This is a genomic window from Paraburkholderia sp. Cpub6 (genome assembly GCF_014201065.1).
GTDB lineage: Bacteria > Pseudomonadota > Gammaproteobacteria > Burkholderiales > Burkholderiaceae > Paraburkholderia > Paraburkholderia tuberum.
On the sequence record NZ_JACHDM010000007.1, the window covers coordinates 248503 to 265685 of the forward strand.

At 64.9% G+C, this 17183-nt stretch carries 11 protein-coding genes and 1 pseudogene; 4 read left to right on the forward strand and 8 right to left on the reverse strand.

Going from position 1 to position 17183, the window contains the following annotated elements; all coding sequences use genetic code 11:
• The first annotated feature begins 42 nt into the window (after nt 1-42).
• The 3 genes from HDG33_RS15785 (at nt 43) to HDG33_RS15795 (ending at nt 4485) form a co-directional block, all read left to right on the forward strand.
• Entirely contained in the window at nt 43-1563 is a 1521-nt protein-coding gene (locus HDG33_RS15785; RefSeq protein WP_184029913.1) for an efflux transporter outer membrane subunit, read from the forward strand.
• A gap of 83 nt (nt 1564-1646) precedes the next feature.
• Complete coding sequence (locus tag HDG33_RS15790; protein ID WP_184029918.1) at nt 1647-2888, forward strand: EmrA/EmrK family multidrug efflux transporter periplasmic adaptor subunit; 1242 nt, start codon at nt 1647-1649, stop codon at nt 2886-2888.
• A gap of 34 nt (nt 2889-2922) precedes the next feature.
• Nucleotides 2923-4485 carry a DHA2 family efflux MFS transporter permease subunit gene (locus HDG33_RS15795; RefSeq protein WP_184029921.1) on the forward strand — a complete coding sequence of 521 codons (1563 nt, stop codon included), beginning with the start codon at nt 2923-2925 and terminating at the stop codon, nt 4483-4485.
• Between the two features lie 124 nt (nt 4486-4609).
• On the opposite strand, the gene truB is transcribed toward HDG33_RS15795, so the two are convergent.
• The 5 genes from truB to rimP form a co-directional block, all read right to left on the reverse strand.
• Nucleotides 4610-5545 (reverse strand): tRNA pseudouridine(55) synthase TruB, encoded by a 936-nt coding sequence (gene truB, locus HDG33_RS15800; RefSeq protein WP_184029926.1) that lies wholly within the window; start codon nt 5543-5545, stop codon nt 4610-4612.
• 78 nt (nt 5546-5623) lie between these two features.
• A complete protein-coding gene (gene rbfA, locus HDG33_RS15805) occupies nt 5624-5989 on the reverse strand; it encodes a 30S ribosome-binding factor RbfA (protein ID WP_008922231.1) in 366 nt (121 codons plus the stop codon).
• Between the two features lie 222 nt (nt 5990-6211).
• Nucleotides 6212-9130, reverse strand: coding sequence for a translation initiation factor IF-2 (infB, locus tag HDG33_RS15810; protein ID WP_184029930.1), 2919 nt, complete (start codon nt 9128-9130; stop codon nt 6212-6214).
• A 94-nt stretch (nt 9131-9224) separates the two neighbouring features.
• Complete coding sequence (gene nusA, locus HDG33_RS15815; protein ID WP_176120042.1) at nt 9225-10700, reverse strand: transcription termination factor NusA; 1476 nt, start codon at nt 10698-10700, stop codon at nt 9225-9227.
• Nucleotides 10697-11155 carry a ribosome maturation factor RimP gene (gene rimP / locus HDG33_RS15820; RefSeq protein WP_006052964.1) on the reverse strand — a complete coding sequence of 153 codons (459 nt, stop codon included), beginning with the start codon at nt 11153-11155 and terminating at the stop codon, nt 10697-10699. Before rimP ends, nusA begins: the two co-directional genes overlap by 4 nt.
• A 654-nt stretch (nt 11156-11809) precedes the next feature.
• On the opposite strand from rimP, the pseudogene HDG33_RS15825 reads away from it, so the two are divergent.
• A pseudogene (locus HDG33_RS15825) lies at nt 11810-12282 on the forward strand (transposase); the annotation flags it as partial.
• 298 nt (nt 12283-12580) lie between these two features.
• Here the strand turns inward: HDG33_RS15825 and rluB are convergent.
• The 3 genes from rluB to HDG33_RS15840 all read right to left on the reverse strand — a co-directional run bounded on the left by rluB (nt 12581) and on the right by HDG33_RS15840 (nt 17059).
• Nucleotides 12581-14356, reverse strand: coding sequence for a 23S rRNA pseudouridine(2605) synthase RluB (gene rluB / locus HDG33_RS15830; RefSeq protein WP_184029933.1), 1776 nt, complete (start codon nt 14354-14356; stop codon nt 12581-12583).
• A 63-nt stretch (nt 14357-14419) separates the two neighbouring features.
• On the reverse strand, nt 14420-15463 hold the full coding sequence (scpB, locus tag HDG33_RS15835) for an SMC-Scp complex subunit ScpB (RefSeq protein ID WP_184029936.1): 1044 nt from the start codon (nt 15461-15463) through the stop codon (nt 14420-14422).
• 375 nt (nt 15464-15838) lie between these two features.
• On the reverse strand, nt 15839-17059 hold the full coding sequence (locus HDG33_RS15840) for a pyridoxal phosphate-dependent aminotransferase (RefSeq protein ID WP_184029939.1): 1221 nt from the start codon (nt 17057-17059) through the stop codon (nt 15839-15841).
• Nucleotides 17060-17183: the final 124 nt, after the last annotated feature.

Consider the following 17183-nt stretch of genomic DNA (forward strand, 5'->3'; position numbering starts at 1 on the left):
GCTGCGTCCATCAATACATTCCACTCAAAGAAGAGTCGAGCGATGAAATCCCTTTCCCTGTCCGCGCCCGCGCTGTCGAGCCGCGCCGCTGTCGCCGCCGCGGTGACGGCGCTCGCCCTCACGGGGTGCGCGAACTACTTCGGCGTCAAAAGCGACAAGCAGATCGCGTCGCCGACGCAGTACGAGTCAACGCAGAGTCTGCCCAACGAGGGCGGCCAGTGGCCATCGCTCGACTGGGCCAACCAGTTCGGCGACCCGCAACTGCCGAAGCTGATCGCGGAAGCGCTCGAGGGCAGCCCGTCGATCGCCCAGGCGCAAGCGCGGCTCGCAAAGGCTTCGTCGTATATCGAAAGCTCGCGCGCAGCGCTGTTCCCGAAGGTCAGCGCGAGCTATTCGTGGACCCGCGAACTGTACTCGGCAAACTCCCTTTACCCGCCTCCGTTCGGCGGCACCTGGTTTAGCGAGAACAACGTGCTCGCGAGCGCGTCGTGGGATCTCGACCTGTGGGGCAAGAACCGTCAGCGGCTCGGCCAGGCCGTGTCGCAGCAGAAAGCCGCCGAGGCCGATATGCAGCAGGCGCGCGTGACGCTCGCCGCGTCGGTCGCGAGCACCTACAACCAGCTCTCGCAGCTGTATGCGTTTCGCGACATCGCCGCGCGTGAAATCGCGAACCGCCAGGACGTCGGCCGTATCACGAATGACCGCGTGACGGCCGGCCTCGACACCAACGTCGAGAAGCAGACCGCCGCCGGCAACGTCGCGACGAGCCAGTCGAACCTGACCGACCTCGACGGCCAGATCACCGTCGTGCGCTACCAGTTGGGCGCGCTGCTCGGCAAAGGCCCGGACCGTGGCCTGCAGATCGACAAGCCGGTGCTCACCGGCGGCGACGTTGTCGCTCTGCCGGACAACATCCCGGCCGACCTCGTGGCGCGTCGCGCGGACATCGTCGCCGCGCGCTGGCAGGTCGAAGCCGCGATGCATGACGTGAAGGAAGCGAAAGCCGAGTTCTACCCGGACGTGAATCTCGCGGCCGGCTTCGGCTTCGACGCGTTCGGCTGGGGCCGTTTCCTGACCGCGTCGAGCCGTCAGATCCAGTTCGGCCCGGCGATCCATCTGCCGATCTTCGACGCCGGCGCGTTGCGCGCGCAGTTGAAGGGCCGCTACGCCGACTTCGAGGGCGACGTCGCGAACTACAACCAGACGCTGATCAACGCGCTGCAGGACGTCTCGACGCAGGTGTCGTCGATCCGCTCGATCGACCGCCAGGAGGGCGACGCCCAGCGCGCGCTCGACGCGTCGAGCAAGGCGTACCAGCTCGCCGTAATCCGCTACAAGGCCGGCCTGTCGCCGCAGCTGCAGGTGCTCACCGCCGACGAAAACCGCCTTGCCGCCGAGCAGACGGTCACGGGTCTGCAGATGCGCCGCCGTAGTCTGCAGATCGGTCTGATCAAGGCACTGGGCGGCGGCTTCGACGCAACCCAGACCGGTCTCGTCGTGCCGACCGATGCTCCCGCATCGGCCAACGCCGCGAACCACGCCACGAGCACCGCCGCGAACTGAGCGAGCCCGCCCGCGCCGACGCACACGCATACACACGAACACCCGAATAAACGACGACGTTCAAAAGAACCCGGAGCACATCAATGAGCACCCCCCAGCAGCCCGCCACTCCACCGCAAGCGGCGAACAACGGCAAACGCAAGCGCATGATGACGCTGCTCGTCATCGTGATCCTGATTGCCGCGGTCGCGTACGGCCTGTACTACTTCCTCGTCGCGCGCTTCCATGAAGACACCGACGATGCCTACGTGAGCGGCAACGTCGTGCAGATCACCCCGCAGGTCACGGGCACCGTGATCGCGGTCAACGCGGACGACACCCAGGTCGTCAAGGCCGGCGACCCGCTCGTCGTGCTCGACCCGGCCGACGCGCGCGTCGCACTCGAACAGGCCGAGGCCAATCTTGCGCAGGTGGTGCGCCAGGTGCGCGGTCTGTTCGCCGACGACAGCCAGTACGAAGCCCGGGTCGCGGCGAGCCAGGCCGATCTGTCGCGCGCCCAGGACGACCTGAAGCGCCGTATGACGGTCGCGCAGACCGGCGCGGTATCGCAGGAAGAAATTTCGCACGCACGCGACTCCGTGAAGAGCGCGCAAGCCGCGCTCGACGCCGCCAAACAGCAACTCGCGGCAAACCGCGCGCTGACCGCGAACACCACGATCGCCGATCACCCGAACGTGCAGGCCGCCGCCGCGAAGCTGCGCGACGCATACCTGAACCACGCTCGCAATACTCTGCCGGCGCCGGTCACAGGCTATGTCGCAAAACGCTCCGTGCAGGTCGGCCAGCGCGTATCGCCCGGCTCGCCGCTGATGGCGATCGTGCCGCTGCATGACGTGTGGGTCGAGGCGAACTTCAAGGAAGTGCAACTGAAGCACATGCGCATCGGCCAGCCGGTCGAACTGACGGCCGACGTCTACGGCTCGTCGGTGCCGTATCACGGCAAGGTGGTCGGCTTCTCGGCCGGCACGGGTTCGGCGTTCTCGCTGCTGCCCGCGCAGAACGCGACCGGCAACTGGATCAAGGTCGTGCAGCGTCTGCCGGTGCGTATTTCGCTCGATCCGCAGGAACTGGAGAAGCATCCGCTGCGTATCGGTCTGTCGATGCAAGCTGACGTGAACATCAAGGACGACACCGGCGGCCAACTCGGTCAGGCGCCGTCCACGGTTTACCAGACCAACGTCTTCGACAAGTACGGCGCGGAAGCCGATGCGGAAATCGCACGCATCATCTCGGAAAACGCCGGCACGAACGCGAACGGCGGCGCGCAGAAGTCGACCGCGGCGAGCGCCGCGGCCGCCGCGAAACCGGCGGCCCATAAGAGCTGAGGCTCCGTCCGACGATTCAAAGAAGGCTCTTTTAATGGCTCAGGCTCAGGCGCAAGTCCCTCACCCGCCGCTCGAGGGCGCGCAACTGGTGATCGGCACCATCGCGGTGTCGCTCGCCGTGTTCATGAACGTGCTCGACACGTCGATCGCGAACGTGTCGATCCCGTCGATTTCCGGCGACCTCGGCGTATCGTCCGACCAGGGCACGTGGGTGATTACGTCGTTCGCGGTGGCCAACGCGATCTCGGTGCCGCTGACCGGCTGGCTCACCGACCGCATCGGCCAGGTGCGGCTGTTCATGGCGTCGATCGTGCTGTTCGTGCTGTCGTCATGGATGTGCGGGCTGTCGCCGAACCTGCCGTTCCTGCTTGCGTCGCGCGTGCTGCAAGGCGCGGTGGCCGGCCCGATGATCCCGCTGTCGCAGACGCTGCTGCTCGCGAGCTATCCGCGCGCGAAGGCGCCGATGGCGCTATCGATGTGGGCGATGACCACGCTGATCGCACCGGTTGCCGGTCCGATCCTCGGCGGCTGGATTTCCGACAACATCTCGTGGCCGTGGATCTTCTACGTCAACATTCCCGTCGGCGCGGTCGCGGCCGCCGCGACGTGGATGATCTTCCGTAACCGCGATTCGGTCATCAGGAAGGCGCCAATCGACGGCGTCGGCCTCGGTCTTCTGATCGTCTGGGTCGGCTCGCTTCAGGTGATGCTCGACAAGGGCAAGGACCTCGACTGGTTCTCGTCGACGACGGTCGTCGTGCTCGCGCTCGTCGCGGTGATCGCGCTCGCGTTTTTTATCGTGTGGGAGTTGACGGCCGAGCATCCGGTGGTTGATCTGTCGCTGTTCAGCCGACGCAATTTCACCGGCGGCACGATCGCGCTGTCGATCGGCTATGGGCTTTACTTCGGCAATCTCGTGCTGTTGCCGCTGTGGCTCCAGACCGATATCGGCTACACGGCGACCGAAGCCGGACTCGTGATGGCACCCGTCGGTGTGTTCGCGATCCTGTTGTCGCCGCTGACCGGCAAGGTGTTGCCGCGTACCGATCCGCGCTATATCGCGACGCTGTCGTTCCTGATTTTCGCGCTGTGTTTCTGGATGCGCTCGCGTTATACGACGGGCGTCGACACGTACTCGCTGATGCTGCCCACGCTGATTCAAGGTATCGGTATGGCCGGCTTCTTTATTCCGCTCGTGTCGATCACGCTGTCGGGCTTGCCGGGCCATCGGATTCCGGCGGCCTCGGGGCTGTCGAACTTCGTGCGGATCATGTGCGGCGGTATCGGCACGTCGATCTTCCAGACCGCCTGGGATCACCGCACGATCATGCATCACGCGCAACTGACCGAACAGGCGAATGCTTACAACCCAGCGTTCAGTCAATCGATTCATCAGATGGGCGCGGCGGGCCTGGATCAGCAGCAGACCTATGGTCTCTTCAACACCATGGTCACGCAGCAGGCCGCGCAGCTCGGCGTAAACGATCTGTTCTTCATTTCGGCCGGTATTTTTGTCGCGCTGATCGCGCTGATCTGGATCACGCGGCCGGAACGGGCCGGCGGCGATGCGGGAGCGGCGGCCGCCGCGGCACATTGAGGGGGGCGTTTGTGGTGTTGCTTTAGTTCGACACCGCTCCACCGCAGGGCATGATCAAAACGGGATCGCTCGATGGCGATCCCGTTTTTTTATTGTCCGCGCCGGGCTGGCAAAACGGCGACCTCTAGCTCTCCGTCGTCACGATCAGACGGTCGGGTGCGAGCACGCCTTCGCCCGGCTTCGCGACCCCGAGAAGCCGCCCCTGCGCCGAGTACACCCTCACGCGCGGGGCATTCACCGCGTCGGCGGCGATCGTCAACGACGACAGCTTCAGGCGCTGGCCGTGAAGGAAGCGGCGCGTGTCATCGTCGTTCAGACAGACCTGCGGGAACGTCGACAGCAGCGCGTCGACCGGTTGCAGCCATGCGTCGCGTTCGAGTTCGGTCGCGTAGGACAACGCGTCGAGCGTGACCGAATGCTCGAGCGTCAGCGCGCCGACGCCCGTGCGCCGCAGCGCGACCAGATGCGCGCCGCAGCCGAGCGCTTCGCCGATATCTTCGGCAAGCGTGCGCACATAGGTGCCCTTGCTGCACGTCACGCGAAACGTCACATCCGGCAACGCGCACGCAATCAGCTCGAGCGCGCGAATCGTCACCTGCCGCCCGTCCCGTTCGACCGTCTGGCCGGCGCGCGCGTACTCGTACAGCGGCTTGCCATCGCGCTTGAGCGCCGAGTACATCGGCGGAATCTGAACGATCTCGCCGATGAATTTCGGCAAGGCCGCCCGCACCGCCGCTTCGTCGCAGTCGACGGCGCGGATGTCGAACGCCTCGCCTTCGGCGTCGCCGGTGGTCGTGCGGATACCGAGGCGCATCGTCGCCTCGTAGGTCTTGTCGGCTTCGAGCAAGTCTTGCGAAAACTTGGTGGCCTCGCCGAAACACAGCGGCAGCAGGCCAGTTGCCAGCGGATCGAGCGTGCCGGTGTGGCCCGCCTTTTTCGCCAGATAAAGACGTTTCGCGCGAACCAGCGCGTCGTTGCTCGACAGGCCGAGCGGCTTGTCGAGCAGCAGCACGCCATCGAGCGCGCGACGCGGCACGCGGGGGCGTTGAGGTGCGGTCATGTCGAGGGAGGCAGAACGTTCGGGAAATGCGAAAAACGGCGCCGCGCGCTGCATGGAACGCCACGGCATGGCAGACGCTCAGTCGTCTTTCGCGCGCGTGGAATTTGCCTCGTCGATCAGACGCGACATCTCCACGGCGCGCTCGATCGTCTTGTCGTAGTGGAAATGCAGCGTCGGCACCGTGTGGATATGCAGGCGCTTGAACAGCAGATTGCGCAGATGGCCGGCAGCGTGCGTCAGCGCTTCGAGCGTTTGCTGCGGGTCGCCCGTCAGCGTCGTGAAGTAGACCTTTGCGTGCGCGTAGTCGGGCGTTAGCTCGACGCTCTGAAATGTGACGATGCCGATGCGCGGATCCTTGACCTCGCGCAGAAGCTCAGCCAGGTCGCGCTGGATCTGATCGGCGATCTGCACGTTGCGATTGGGAGTAGTACGTTTCTTAGGCATGGTGTTGTGTGCTCCGCTAACACGGATGCAAAAAATTGGTTCGCGCGAGCCGTGTTCGATATTCGTTCGATACGACGGCGTCGCGGTCGCCGCGGCGGGGTGAGAGTCCATTTGCGACGAACGCGGCAACCAAGCCAGCAACAAACTCGACACTGCGGGCTCAAAAACAACGGGCGGAGCGGGCGTCAAGCCCGTTCCGCCCGTTGTGCCGTGCCGCGCGAATTACAGCGTACGCGCGACTTCGGTGACCTCGAAGACTTCGAACTGATCGCCTTCGACGATATCGTTGAAGTTCTTGATCGACATACCGCACTCGAAGCCCTGACGGACTTCTTTCACATCGTCCTTGAACCGCTTGAGCGAATCAAGTTCGCCCGTGAAGATGACGACGTTGTTGCGCAGCACGCGCACCGACGACGAGCGCTTGACGAAACCGTCCGTGACCATACAGCCGGCCACCGTGCCGACCTTCGGCACCTTGAATACCTGGCGTACTTCCACCGTGCCCGTCACGACTTCGCGCTTCTCCGGCGCCAGCATGCCCGACATTGCCGCCTTCACCTCATCCACGGCGTCGTAGATGATGTTGTAGTAGCGGATGTCGACGCCATTAGCTTCCGCGAGCTTGCGAGCCTGCGCATCCGCGCGGGTGTTGAAGCCGATGATGACCGCCTTCGACGCCGTCGCGAGATTGACGTCCGACTCGCTGATGCCGCCGACCGCTCCGTGCACGATTTGCACGCGTACTTCGTCGGTGGAGAGCTTCTGCAGCGACTGCACCAGCGCTTCCTGCGAACCCTGCACGTCGGCCTTGACGATGAGCGGCAAGTACTGCACTTCGCCCTCGCCCATCTGCTCGAGCATGTTCTCGAGCTTCGCGGCCTGCTGCTTTGCGAGCTTGACGTCGCGGAACTTGCCCTGACGGAACAGCGCAACTTCACGCGCCTTGCGCTCGTCCGGCATCACGATCACTTCTTCGCCAGCCTGCGGCACTTCCGACAGACCCTGGATTTCGACCGGGATCGACGGACCCGCGGACTTGGTCGGCTTGCCGGTTTCGTCGAGCATGGCACGCACGCGACCGTAGGCGCTGCCTGCCAGCACGACGTCGCCGCGGTTCAGCGTACCTGACTGGACTAGGATCGTTGCGACCGGACCCTTACCCTTGTCAAGCTTCGCTTCGATGACGAGACCCTTGGCCGGCGATTCGACCGGTGCCTTCAGCTCCAGCACCTCGGCCTGCAGCAGCACGTTTTCGAGCAGATCGTCGATGCCCGCGCCGGTCTTCGCCGACACCGGCACGAACGGCGAGTCGCCGCCGTACTCTTCCGGCACGACGCCTTCCGTGACGAGCTCCTGCTTCACGCGCTCCGGATTCGCTTCCGGCTTGTCGATCTTGTTGATTGCGACGACGAGCGGCACGCCGCCAGCCTTCGCGTGGGAGATCGCTTCCTTCGTCTGCGGCATCACGCCGTCGTCGGCGGCCACCACCAGGATCACGATGTCGGTCGCCTTCGCACCGCGGGCACGCATTGCCGTAAAGGCTTCGTGACCCGGCGTGTCGAGGAACGTGATCACGCCGCGCGGCGTTTCGACGTGGTAGGCGCCGATGTGCTGCGTAATACCGCCCGCTTCGCCTGCCGCAACCTTCGCGCGGCGGATGTAGTCGAGCAGCGAGGTCTTGCCGTGGTCGACGTGGCCCATCACCGTGACGACCGGCGGACGTGGCAGCGCTTCGGCGTCGCTCGCTTCGCCTTCGACCAGCATGGCTTCCGGATCGTCCAGCTTCGCCGCGAGCGCATGGTGGCCCAGTTCCTCGACGATGATCATCGCCGTTTCCTGGTCCAGCATCTGGTTGATCGTGACCATCTGGCCGAGCTTCATCATCACCTTGATGACTTCCGAAGCCTTCACCGCCATCTTGTGCGCGAGATCCGCGACCGTGATGGTTTCCGGCACATGCACTTCACGCACGATCGGTTCGGTCGGCGCCTGGAACGTGGTCTGCTCCTGATGCTTGCCACGCCCCTTCGGACCGCCGCGCCAGCCACGATCGACGCCGCCGCTCGAATCGCCGCGCGTCTTGATGCCGCGGCGCTTCGCTGCGTCGTCCTGCCAGCCGCTCTTACCGCCGCCCGGCTTCTTCTTGTCGCCCGCCGACGGTGCGCTCGCGGGCGCCGGAGTCGCGGCGGTTGCCGGCTTTCTCGCTGCCGGGCGCGCCGGTGCTTCACCAGCCGGACGCGCCGGCTTATGCAGCGTGCCCTTGGCTTCGGCCGCCTTGGCCGGCTCGGCAGGCTTCGGTGCCGGTTCCGGCGCCTTCACCTGCGCCTTGCGCGGCGTGTTCATCATTTCGCGAATCGCGCGCGCTTCGGCTTCGGCCGCCGCGCGGCGCTTGGCGATTTCTTCCTGTTCGGCGCGCGCCTTGTCGGCGGCCACGCGCGCGGCGTCTTCCGCTTTCTTCGCGGCTTCGCGTTGCGCGGCGCGTTCCGCTGCCGCGCGTTCGTCGTCCTGCTCGTTTGCCTTCTCGGCAACCGGTGCAGCGGCTTTCGCCGCCGCCTGCTGGGCCTTCTCGCGAGCCGCCGCCTCGGTCGCAGCCGCTGCGCGCTTCTTTGCATCTTCTTCCGCGCGCTGACGCTCGGCTTCCGCGGCCTGCTCGCGCGCCTGACGGTCCGCTTCTTCGCGCTCGAGCTGTTCCTGGCGCGCCTTCAGCTCCTGCGCCTGCTTTTCGAGCAGCTCGGCTTCGTGACGTGCTTCTTCCTCACGACGCTGCAGTTCGAGATCTTCTGCGTCCGCGTTCTCGGCCACATGATTCGATGCATCCCCGCCTTCCGCGACAGTCTCGTCGCGGCGGACGAACGTGCGCTTCTTGCGCACCTCGACCTGAATGGTGCGAGCTTTGCCCGTCGCATCGGACTGCTTGATCTCCGACGTATGCCGTTTCGTCAGCGTGATCTTGCGCTTGTCTGCATCAGTCGAGCCGTGAGACTTGCGCAAGTGGTCGAGCAGACGCGCCTTGTCCGTTTCGGACAAGGAGTCGGCTTCGCTCGCTTTTGTGACGCCAGCTGCCTGCAGCTGCTCAAGCAGCACGCCTGCAGGCATTTTCAGTTCCGCGGCAAATTGGGCTACGTTGTTACTCGCCATTCATTCCTCTTAATGCAAGGACCGATTCCTTGCGGTTAGCATCGGGTCATGCGGCCTGACGGCCGCGTTCAATTCAGTGCGCCATGGTCATTTCTCACTGGAACCAGTGTTCACGTGCTTTCATGATCAACGCCTTAGCGGCATCCTCTCCCATCCCAGTCATCTCGACCAGTTCATCCACGGCCAGCTCGGCGAGTTCGTCGCGCGTCTGGATCTGATGTTCGGCCAGTTTCGCGAGCAGGTCGGCGTCCATGCCGTCCAGGCTCTTCAGGTCGAGCGCTACATTCTCGACCTTTTCTTCGTTCGCGATCGCCATCGTCAACAGCGCGTCGCGCGAGCGGTTGCGCAGTTCGTGAACGGTGTCTTCGTCGAATGCCTCGATTTCGAGCATCTCGTTGAGCGGCACGTAGGCGATCTCTTCGAGGCTCGTGAAGCCTTCGTCGATCAGGATGTCGGCGACTTCCTCGTCGACATCGAGACGCGCCATGAACAGGTCGCGCAGGACGCCGCGCTCCTGATTCTGCTTCTGCGCAGATTCGTCCGGCGTCATGATGTTGATCTGCCAGCCGGTGAGCTCGCTGGCAAGCCGCACGTTCTGGCCGCTGCGGCCGATCGCGACCGCGAGTTCGTTCTCGTCGACGACGACGTCCATCGAATGCTTTTCTTCATCGACGACGATCGACTGCACGGCTGCCGGCGCGAGCGCGCCGATCACGAACTGGGCGGGGTCTTCCGACCATAGCACGATGTCGACGTTTTCGCCACCGAGCTCGTTGCGTACGGCCTGCACGCGCGAGCCGCGAATACCGACGCAGGTGCCGATCGGATCGATGCGCTTGTCATAAGCCACCACGCCGATCTTCGCGCGCACGCCCGGATCGCGAGCCGCCGCCTTGATCTCGAGCAGGCCCTGCTCGATTTCCGGCACTTCCATCTCGAACAGCTTCATCAGGAATTCCGGCGCCGTACGCGACAGCTCGATCTGCGGACCACGCGCGGTGCGGTCGACCTTCGCGATATACGCGCGCACGCGGTCGCCCACCCGAAGGTTTTCCTTCGGGATCAGCTGGTCGCGGCGCAGCAACGCTTCGACGCGGCCCGATTCGACGATGAAGTTGCCCTTGTCGAGGCGCTTCACCGAGCCGGTCATGATGTGTTCGCCGCGCTCGAGGAAGTCGTTCAGGATCTGCTCGCGCTCGGCGTCGCGCACCTTCTGCAGGATCACCTGCTTGGCGGCCTGCGCGCCGATACGGCCGAATTCAATCGACGGCACCGGCTCCTCGATGAACTCGTCGAGCTGAATATCGGGCTGCTGCTCGCGCGCCTCGAACAGCAGAATTTCCTGATCCGGTTCCTGCAGACCTGCTTCGTCCGGCACTACCTTCCAGCGGCGAAACGTTTCGTGCTCGCCGCTTTCACGGTCGATGTGGACGCGGATATCCGCATCTTCTTCGAAGAGTTTCTTGGAGGCCGAAGCGAGAGCCGCTTCGAGCGCGGCAAATACCACGTCCTTATCGACATTCTTCTCGCGTGCCAGCGCATCCACCAGCATCAACACTTCGCGACTCATTGTTTGCGGCTCCTAAAGTCAACTTTCGGAACAAGGCGCGCCTTGTCCATGTCCGCGAGCGTGAAATCGAGCATCGCGGCTCCTTCTTTTCCTTCAAATTCCAGACCGATCGTCTCGCCTTGCGGAGCATGCAAAATGCCCCGGTACGATTTCCGACCGTCCAATGGCTTTTTCAGTGTGATAACCGCTTCGCTGCCCGCGAAACGTTCAAAATCCGCCAGTTTCTTCAGCGGGCGATCGAGACCGGGTGACGATACTTCGAGCCGCTCGTAATCGATATTTTCGACCGTCAGAACGTGCTGGAGCTGACGCGTAACTTTCTCGCAGTCTTCGATTGCGATGCCGGCTGGCTGGTCGATATAGATACACAACATGCCGCGCCCGGTGCGCTCGAGATCGACGAGCTCGTAGCCGAGTCCCACGACCGTGGTTTCAATCAGTTCCGTCAGTTGCACAGTGCCCTCTTAGATGTTCGCGCAGCGAGCCTCGCCTCTTCTGCAAACAACCAATGCGGGCCGCGCGCCAAGCCGGCGCACGTTCGTGCGAACCCGAGATGCCGAACCACGATGAACTGAGCGGCAAAAAAAAATGGGCTGAACGCCCATCATCTTATTGCCGGTGGTCGCACCTGAGCCGCACATGAAACCGTACGCCCAGCGACTTCGCGATTGTAGCCATTTTCCGGCCCAAACGCAATCCGCGGAACGCCGGGCGATGCGCATTTCCGCTTGATTTGATAGGAATCTTTCGACAATGTGGCGGCAAATCCGGGCTTTTGCAAGGTCGCCCGAGCCGTCGGGAAGGGGAGCCGGACGGGCTACGCCAACACTTTGCGGCGATGCGTCCTGTCGGTCTTCAGCGCAGTTTCGCACGGCGTTTGACGCATCGGAACGCCGTGCGAACGCGGCAAACAAGAGGCGGCATAAAATCGCCAAAAACGATAAACGGCTCGGCCGGGAAGCACTCGACATTGCTAGTCAGTATGCAGTATGACTGCCGTGAGGCAATGGCTGGCCCGCCGTAAGGAATCAAGCGCGGGTTGGCATTGCAGCCAGAGCAGCACAGTGCGGACACGGCCGCTCCCGGCGATTTCCGGCACGGCGGCCAGCATGGAAGACGATAGCACGCTGTGCGTCGGTCTCGATGTACACAAGGACTCGATCAAAGTCGCGTATGCGCCGGGCTCAGGCGAAGTCGAACCGCTGGGCAAGATCGGTATGACGCAGGCTGATGTCGATCACCTGTGCAGGCGCCTGCAGTCGAAAGCGCGGCACGTCTGCGTTGTCTGCGAGGCCGGTCCATGCGGCTACGGACTTTACCGGCAGTTCGTGCAGAAGGGATTCGGGTGCATCGTGTGCGCCCGATCGCTGATTCCGAAAAAACCGGGTGAACGGGTCAAGACTGAGCGGCGTGATGCGATCAAGCTTGTGCGGTCTTTGCGCGCCGGTGACCTCTGCGCGGTGTACGTGCCAAGCGACGACGACGAAGCGTTCCGCGATCTGGCACGGACGTGGGTGGCGCCAAAGACGACCTGAAGCGCGCACGGCAATGCGTGAAGGCCTTTCTACTCTCGCTTGGGATGAGTAACCCGCGACCAGGCTACGCAACGGACTACTGCATCCGACTTGCGGTTCCAGATAGCGGCAGGCTCATTGGGCGGACATCTGTAGTGCGGTACCCAACCCGCGAATATCAGCTTGATCCACCGCCGAAATGTACTGCTACGCCGCCCTGGGGAAATTCCGGCAATATGAATTCGAGAAACTAAAAACCCGATCCCGATTGACACCGGGAGCATATCAGCCTGGCAGGTCATGCGAACTGCACCAACGGGTATGGCCGTTCAACGGCCACCCCTCAAACGCGGTACAGCGCCCCGCTCAACGGCCGCGCGAGCGACCGCGCGCCGTGCCGCCGCCACGATTCGCGCCGCCCGAACCCGCGTTGCCGCCGGCACGGTTGGCGTTGCCGCCACGATTGCCGCCCGGCCCGCGATTGCCGCCGCTGTCGCCGGCCGCGCCGGCACGCTTGCCGCCAGTGCGCGCACGGTTGCCGTTGGGCGACGACGCGCGATTGCCGTCGACGTCGCGGCCGCGCTGCCCCCCGACGCCGCGATTGCCCGCACCGACACCAGAACCAGTGCCGCCCCCCATGCCCGCGCCGAAGCCACCGCCCGCCGCGCCACGGCGACCCTGTCCGCGCGGCTGCTGCTCGAAGCGGCTGTGCGACATTAACACCGGCTCGCGGTTGATAAAGCCCATCGACGTCTGCATCGGATCCGGCTGACGACGCTCCGGCGCCGCATTGCGGCTACCGCGCTCCTCAGCCGGCGCCTTCAGGCCGACCGATGCCATCAGTGCGCGCACCTGATTGTCCTCGAGTTCTTCCCAGCGGCCGCGCTTCAGACCACGCGGCAGGGAGATCGGGCCGTGGCGCGTACGAATCAGCCGGCTGACCATCAGGCCGGCCGCTTCGAACATGCGGCGTACTTCGCGATTCCGCCCTTCGGCGAGCGCGACGTGGTACCAGTGATTCGTGCCTTCGCCGCCGCCGTCGCGGATGCGCAAGAAATTCGCCGGGCCGTCCTCGAGTTCGACGCCGTTTAGCAGCTTCTGACGCATACCCTCGGCGAGTTCGCCGACGACACGCACCGCGTATTCGCGCTCGACGCTATAACGCGGATGCATGAACCGGTTCGCGAGATCGCCCGAGGTGGTCAGCATCAGAAGACCTTCGGTGTTGAAGTCGAGACGCCCGACCGCGACCCACTTGGCGGTTTTCATCGGTGGCAGCTTGTCGAACACCGATGGACGGCCTTCCGGGTCCGCGTGGCTGACGATTTCGCCGGCCGGTTTGTGGTACAGCAGCACGCGCGGCGGCTTGCTGGCGAGCCTGCGCTTGACCGGCTTGCCGTTGATGCGGACCTGGTCGGTCGGCATGATGCGCTGGCCGATGTGCGCCGGTTCGCCGTTCACCGACACGCGGCCGGCGATGATCAGCTCTTCCATGTCGCGGCGCGAGCCCATGCCCGCCTCGGCGAGCACCTTGTGCAGCTTCGGCGCGTCGTCATCGGGCGACAGCACGCGCTTCGGGCCCGCTGCCTTGTCACGGCGCAGCATCGGCGCGCGTACGCCGCCAGTCGTGGTGTTGTCGGCATCGAATGCGGGCGACGTCACGTATGAGAACAGATCGTCCTGAGCTGACTCCGCGGCCGCATCGGCGCCGCGGCGATTCTGGCGCTGGCCCTCACGTTGACCTTCGCGCGGCTGACGTTCGCGCTGGTCTTCGCGTGACACGCCCTCGCGCTTCGCACCGCCAGCGTTACGACGCCCGCCCTGTTTCGCGCCCGCGTCCTTGCGCGGCGTGCGCACCTGGGCGACGACCTCGCCGTCCGGAGGCGTTTCGGCGACGACCGGCGCGCCTTGCGCGGGCGCGCCCTCGGCTGCCTTCGTCTTCGCGCCGGCGCGGCGTCGCGCGATCAGGCTGCGCGGCCCGCGACGCAGACCGCGGCGGGGGCGCTCTTCGCCCTCTGTTTCCGCGCCATGAGCCGGGCGCTCGCCCTCGCCTGCCGCCGCTTGCGTAGTGCGTTCGTCGGTCCGCGCCGACGGCACGGGACGCTCGGATTCGGACGAATCGGTGTCGTGGGTATGTGTCAAAACAACCTCAAAATGTCAGGTCGCGCGCGCCCGTTGCGGGCGCGGCAAAAAAGTTCGGTTACGTCAGGCGCTGCGCGACTCGGTTTCGTCGTGGGTCAGAAAGCCTGCGTCCTGCGCGGCATCGCGGCGATCCTCGGGATCGTCGTGCGCCGCCTCGATCGGATTCGGCTCGGCAGCGTGCTCCGTATTGCGAGCCACGCCCGAGCCGTGCGCGGGTATTGCCGGATCGGTCTGGGCGACCGGATCGTAATGCTGTGCCGAGCCGGCGACGCTGGCATGCGCTGCCGCGGGTGCCGGTTCGGGCTGTTGTTGCATTTCGTGCGGCGCGCTCGACGCGTCTGACGCACTCGTCGTGCCGGCCTGCCCGGTCGCTTCCGCACGGGGCTCCGGTTCGAGCGTCGACTCGGCTACCGTCTCGGGCGGCGCTGCTTCAAATCCCGACGCGGCGTGCTGCGCCGCTTCCGGCGGAGCCGGCTCGCGAGCCTCACCCGCGATGTCGTGCCCGGCATCCTGCACCGGCTGCTGCATGCTTTGCGCGTCGCCCTCGGCAAACTCGATCGCGTGCTGACCCAGCAGATCCGCGTTCAGTTGTGCGGACGGATCGGCAAGCGGAGGCAACTCGTCAAGCGCCGTTAGACCAAGGTCATCGAGGAACTGGCGCGTGGTCGCATACAGCGCCGGACGCCCGGGCACGTCGCGATGACCGATCACCTCGATCCAGCCGCGATCCTCGAGCTGCTTGACGACCTGCGTATTCACCGTCACACCGCGAATTTCTTCGATATCGCCCCGTGTCACCGGTTGCCGGTAGGCAATGATCGCGAGCGTTTCGAGCACCGCGCGCGAATATTTCGGCGGTTTTTCCGGATGCAGCCGATCCAGGTACGAACGCATCGCGGGCTTGCTTTGAAACCGCCAGCCCGACGCCAGCCCGACCAGCTCCACACCGCGCCCAGACCAGTCCCGCTTCAGGTCTTCGAGCAAAGTCCGAACAGTGTCCGCCGACACGCCGTCGGCAAAGAGCTTGCGCAATTCGCCGAGCTTTAACGGCTCCTGCGCGCAGATCAAGGCAGTCTCGAGGACGATCTTCGCCTCTTGGGTATTCATGCAGCTAGGTCAGACCCTGTGGTCAAAGAACCGGATCAAACAGACGATGTGGAACTGAAGACGCGCTCGCCCGATTCTGATCGGTCATATTGATGGGAGCACGCACCGGGGGGTGGCGAACAGACTTATCGAGCCAGACCCAGCCGGACGGAGCGGCGATATTCCTGAAAGGAATCGCGTGACTGAGCGCCATATTACGCAAAAACGACCGGGGCGTAAAGCCGCGATCTGCCGTGCCTCTTCTGCTGCGGCGCCGACCGGTGTAGCCGCGCCCGCCCGGGTCGAGTCAACAGCAAGAAGATTCTCACGATTCGCGGCTTTTCGCCGCTCGCGGTGCGGCAACACGAAGCGCGGGGGGCGTACGAGGCCGCATGATCAGGCCCCGGCGTGGCGCGCCAGAAACCGCGTCAAGCGCTCGACGCCGGCATCGAGCCGCACCGTATCGCACGCATAGCACCAGCGCACGAACCCCTCGCCCTGCGGCCCGAACGCGCTCCCCGGTGCCACGCCGAGCCCGACCTCCCGCACCATCGCCTTGCATAAATCGAGACTGCGCGTCGAGCCCGGCATCGAGAAGAACAGATACATCGCGCCCAGCGGGGCCTTCACATCGACGCCGGGAACCGCCGACAGCGCGCGCACCAGATGATCGCGCGACGTCCTCAGGTCGCGCACCAACTGCTGCGTAAAACGCTCGCCCTGCTCGAGCGCCGCGATGCCCGCCTGCTGCACGAACGGCGGCGCGCACGACGTGTTGTACTCGACCAGCTTCGCCAGGTCGTCCATCAACGCGGTCGGCGCGACGATCCAGCCGAGCCGCCACCCCGTCATCAGCCAGGCTTTCGAGAACGAATTCACGCAGATCACGCGTTCGTCGCGTGTCGCGAGGTCGAGAAACGATGGCGCGGTGCGCACACCGGCCGCCTGGGCGGCGTCATCGCCGGGATAGTAGAGCCGCTCATAGACCTCGTCCGCGACGATCCAGATGCCGTGCCGCCGGCAGTGTTCGAGCACGCTGCGCTGGTCGTCGCGATTCATCACCCAGCCGGTCGGGTTGTTCGGCGAGTTGATCATCAGCATCTTCGTGTCAGGCGTCAGCGCGGTCAGCAATTGCCCGACGTCGAGCTCCCACCCGCGCTCGCCGTAGCCGAGCGCGACGGTTTCGACATGCGCGCCGAGAATCTTCGGGATTTCGACCAGATTCGGCCATAGCGGCGTCACCGCGACGACGCGGTCGCCGCCGCCGACCACCAGCTGCGCGGCGAGCATCAGCGCGTTGACGCCCGCGCTCGTGACCGCGACGTGCTCGGGCGACGTCGCCCCGTGCAACTCGCTGACGTAGCCCGCAAGTGCCGCGCGCAATGGCGCGATGCCGAGATTGTGCGTGTAAAACGTCGCGCCGGCGGCGAGCGCGGCGCTCGCGGCGTCGCGAATGAATGCGGGTGTGACGCGATCGGACTCGCCGAACCAGAACGGCAGCACGTCGTCGACGCCGAAACCGGCGTTCGCGACTTCACGGATTTGCGATGGACGCAGCGCGCGCACGGCGTCGCGCGCATTCGGGATGGAGGGCACGGGCAGGTCCAATTCGCTCATCGAGGCTTCCGGGTGGATGAAGGATAAGAGGCTCGAAGCGCAACCGCGAAGGCGTGCGCGATGAAGATGGTAGTTTAGCGCGCCGGGTAACCGGACAGCGGCGCAGCGAGTAGCGGTAGGCGGC

Coding starts and splice junctions, on each gene's coding strand:
- HDG33_RS15785 (WP_184029913.1), top strand. CDS start 43: ATGAAATCCCTTTCCCTGTCCGCGCCCGCGCTGTCGAGCCGCGCCGCT.
- HDG33_RS15790 (WP_184029918.1), top strand. CDS start 1,647: ATGAGCACCCCCCAGCAGCCCGCCACTCCACCGCAAGCGGCGAACAAC.
- HDG33_RS15795 (WP_184029921.1), top strand. CDS start 2,923: ATGGCTCAGGCTCAGGCGCAAGTCCCTCACCCGCCGCTCGAGGGCGCG.
- truB (WP_184029926.1), bottom strand. CDS start 5,545: ATGACCGCACCTCAACGCCCCCGCGTGCCGCGTCGCGCGCTCGATGGC.
- rbfA (WP_008922231.1), bottom strand. CDS start 5,989: ATGCCTAAGAAACGTACTACTCCCAATCGCAACGTGCAGATCGCCGAT.
- infB (WP_184029930.1), bottom strand. CDS start 9,130: ATGGCGAGTAACAACGTAGCCCAATTTGCCGCGGAACTGAAAATGCCT.
- nusA (WP_176120042.1), bottom strand. CDS start 10,700: ATGAGTCGCGAAGTGTTGATGCTGGTGGATGCGCTGGCACGCGAGAAG.
- scpB (WP_184029936.1), bottom strand. CDS start 15,463: ATGAATACCCAAGAGGCGAAGATCGTCCTCGAGACTGCCTTGATCTGC.
- HDG33_RS15840 (WP_184029939.1), bottom strand. CDS start 17,059: ATGAGCGAATTGGACCTGCCCGTGCCCTCCATCCCGAATGCGCGCGAC.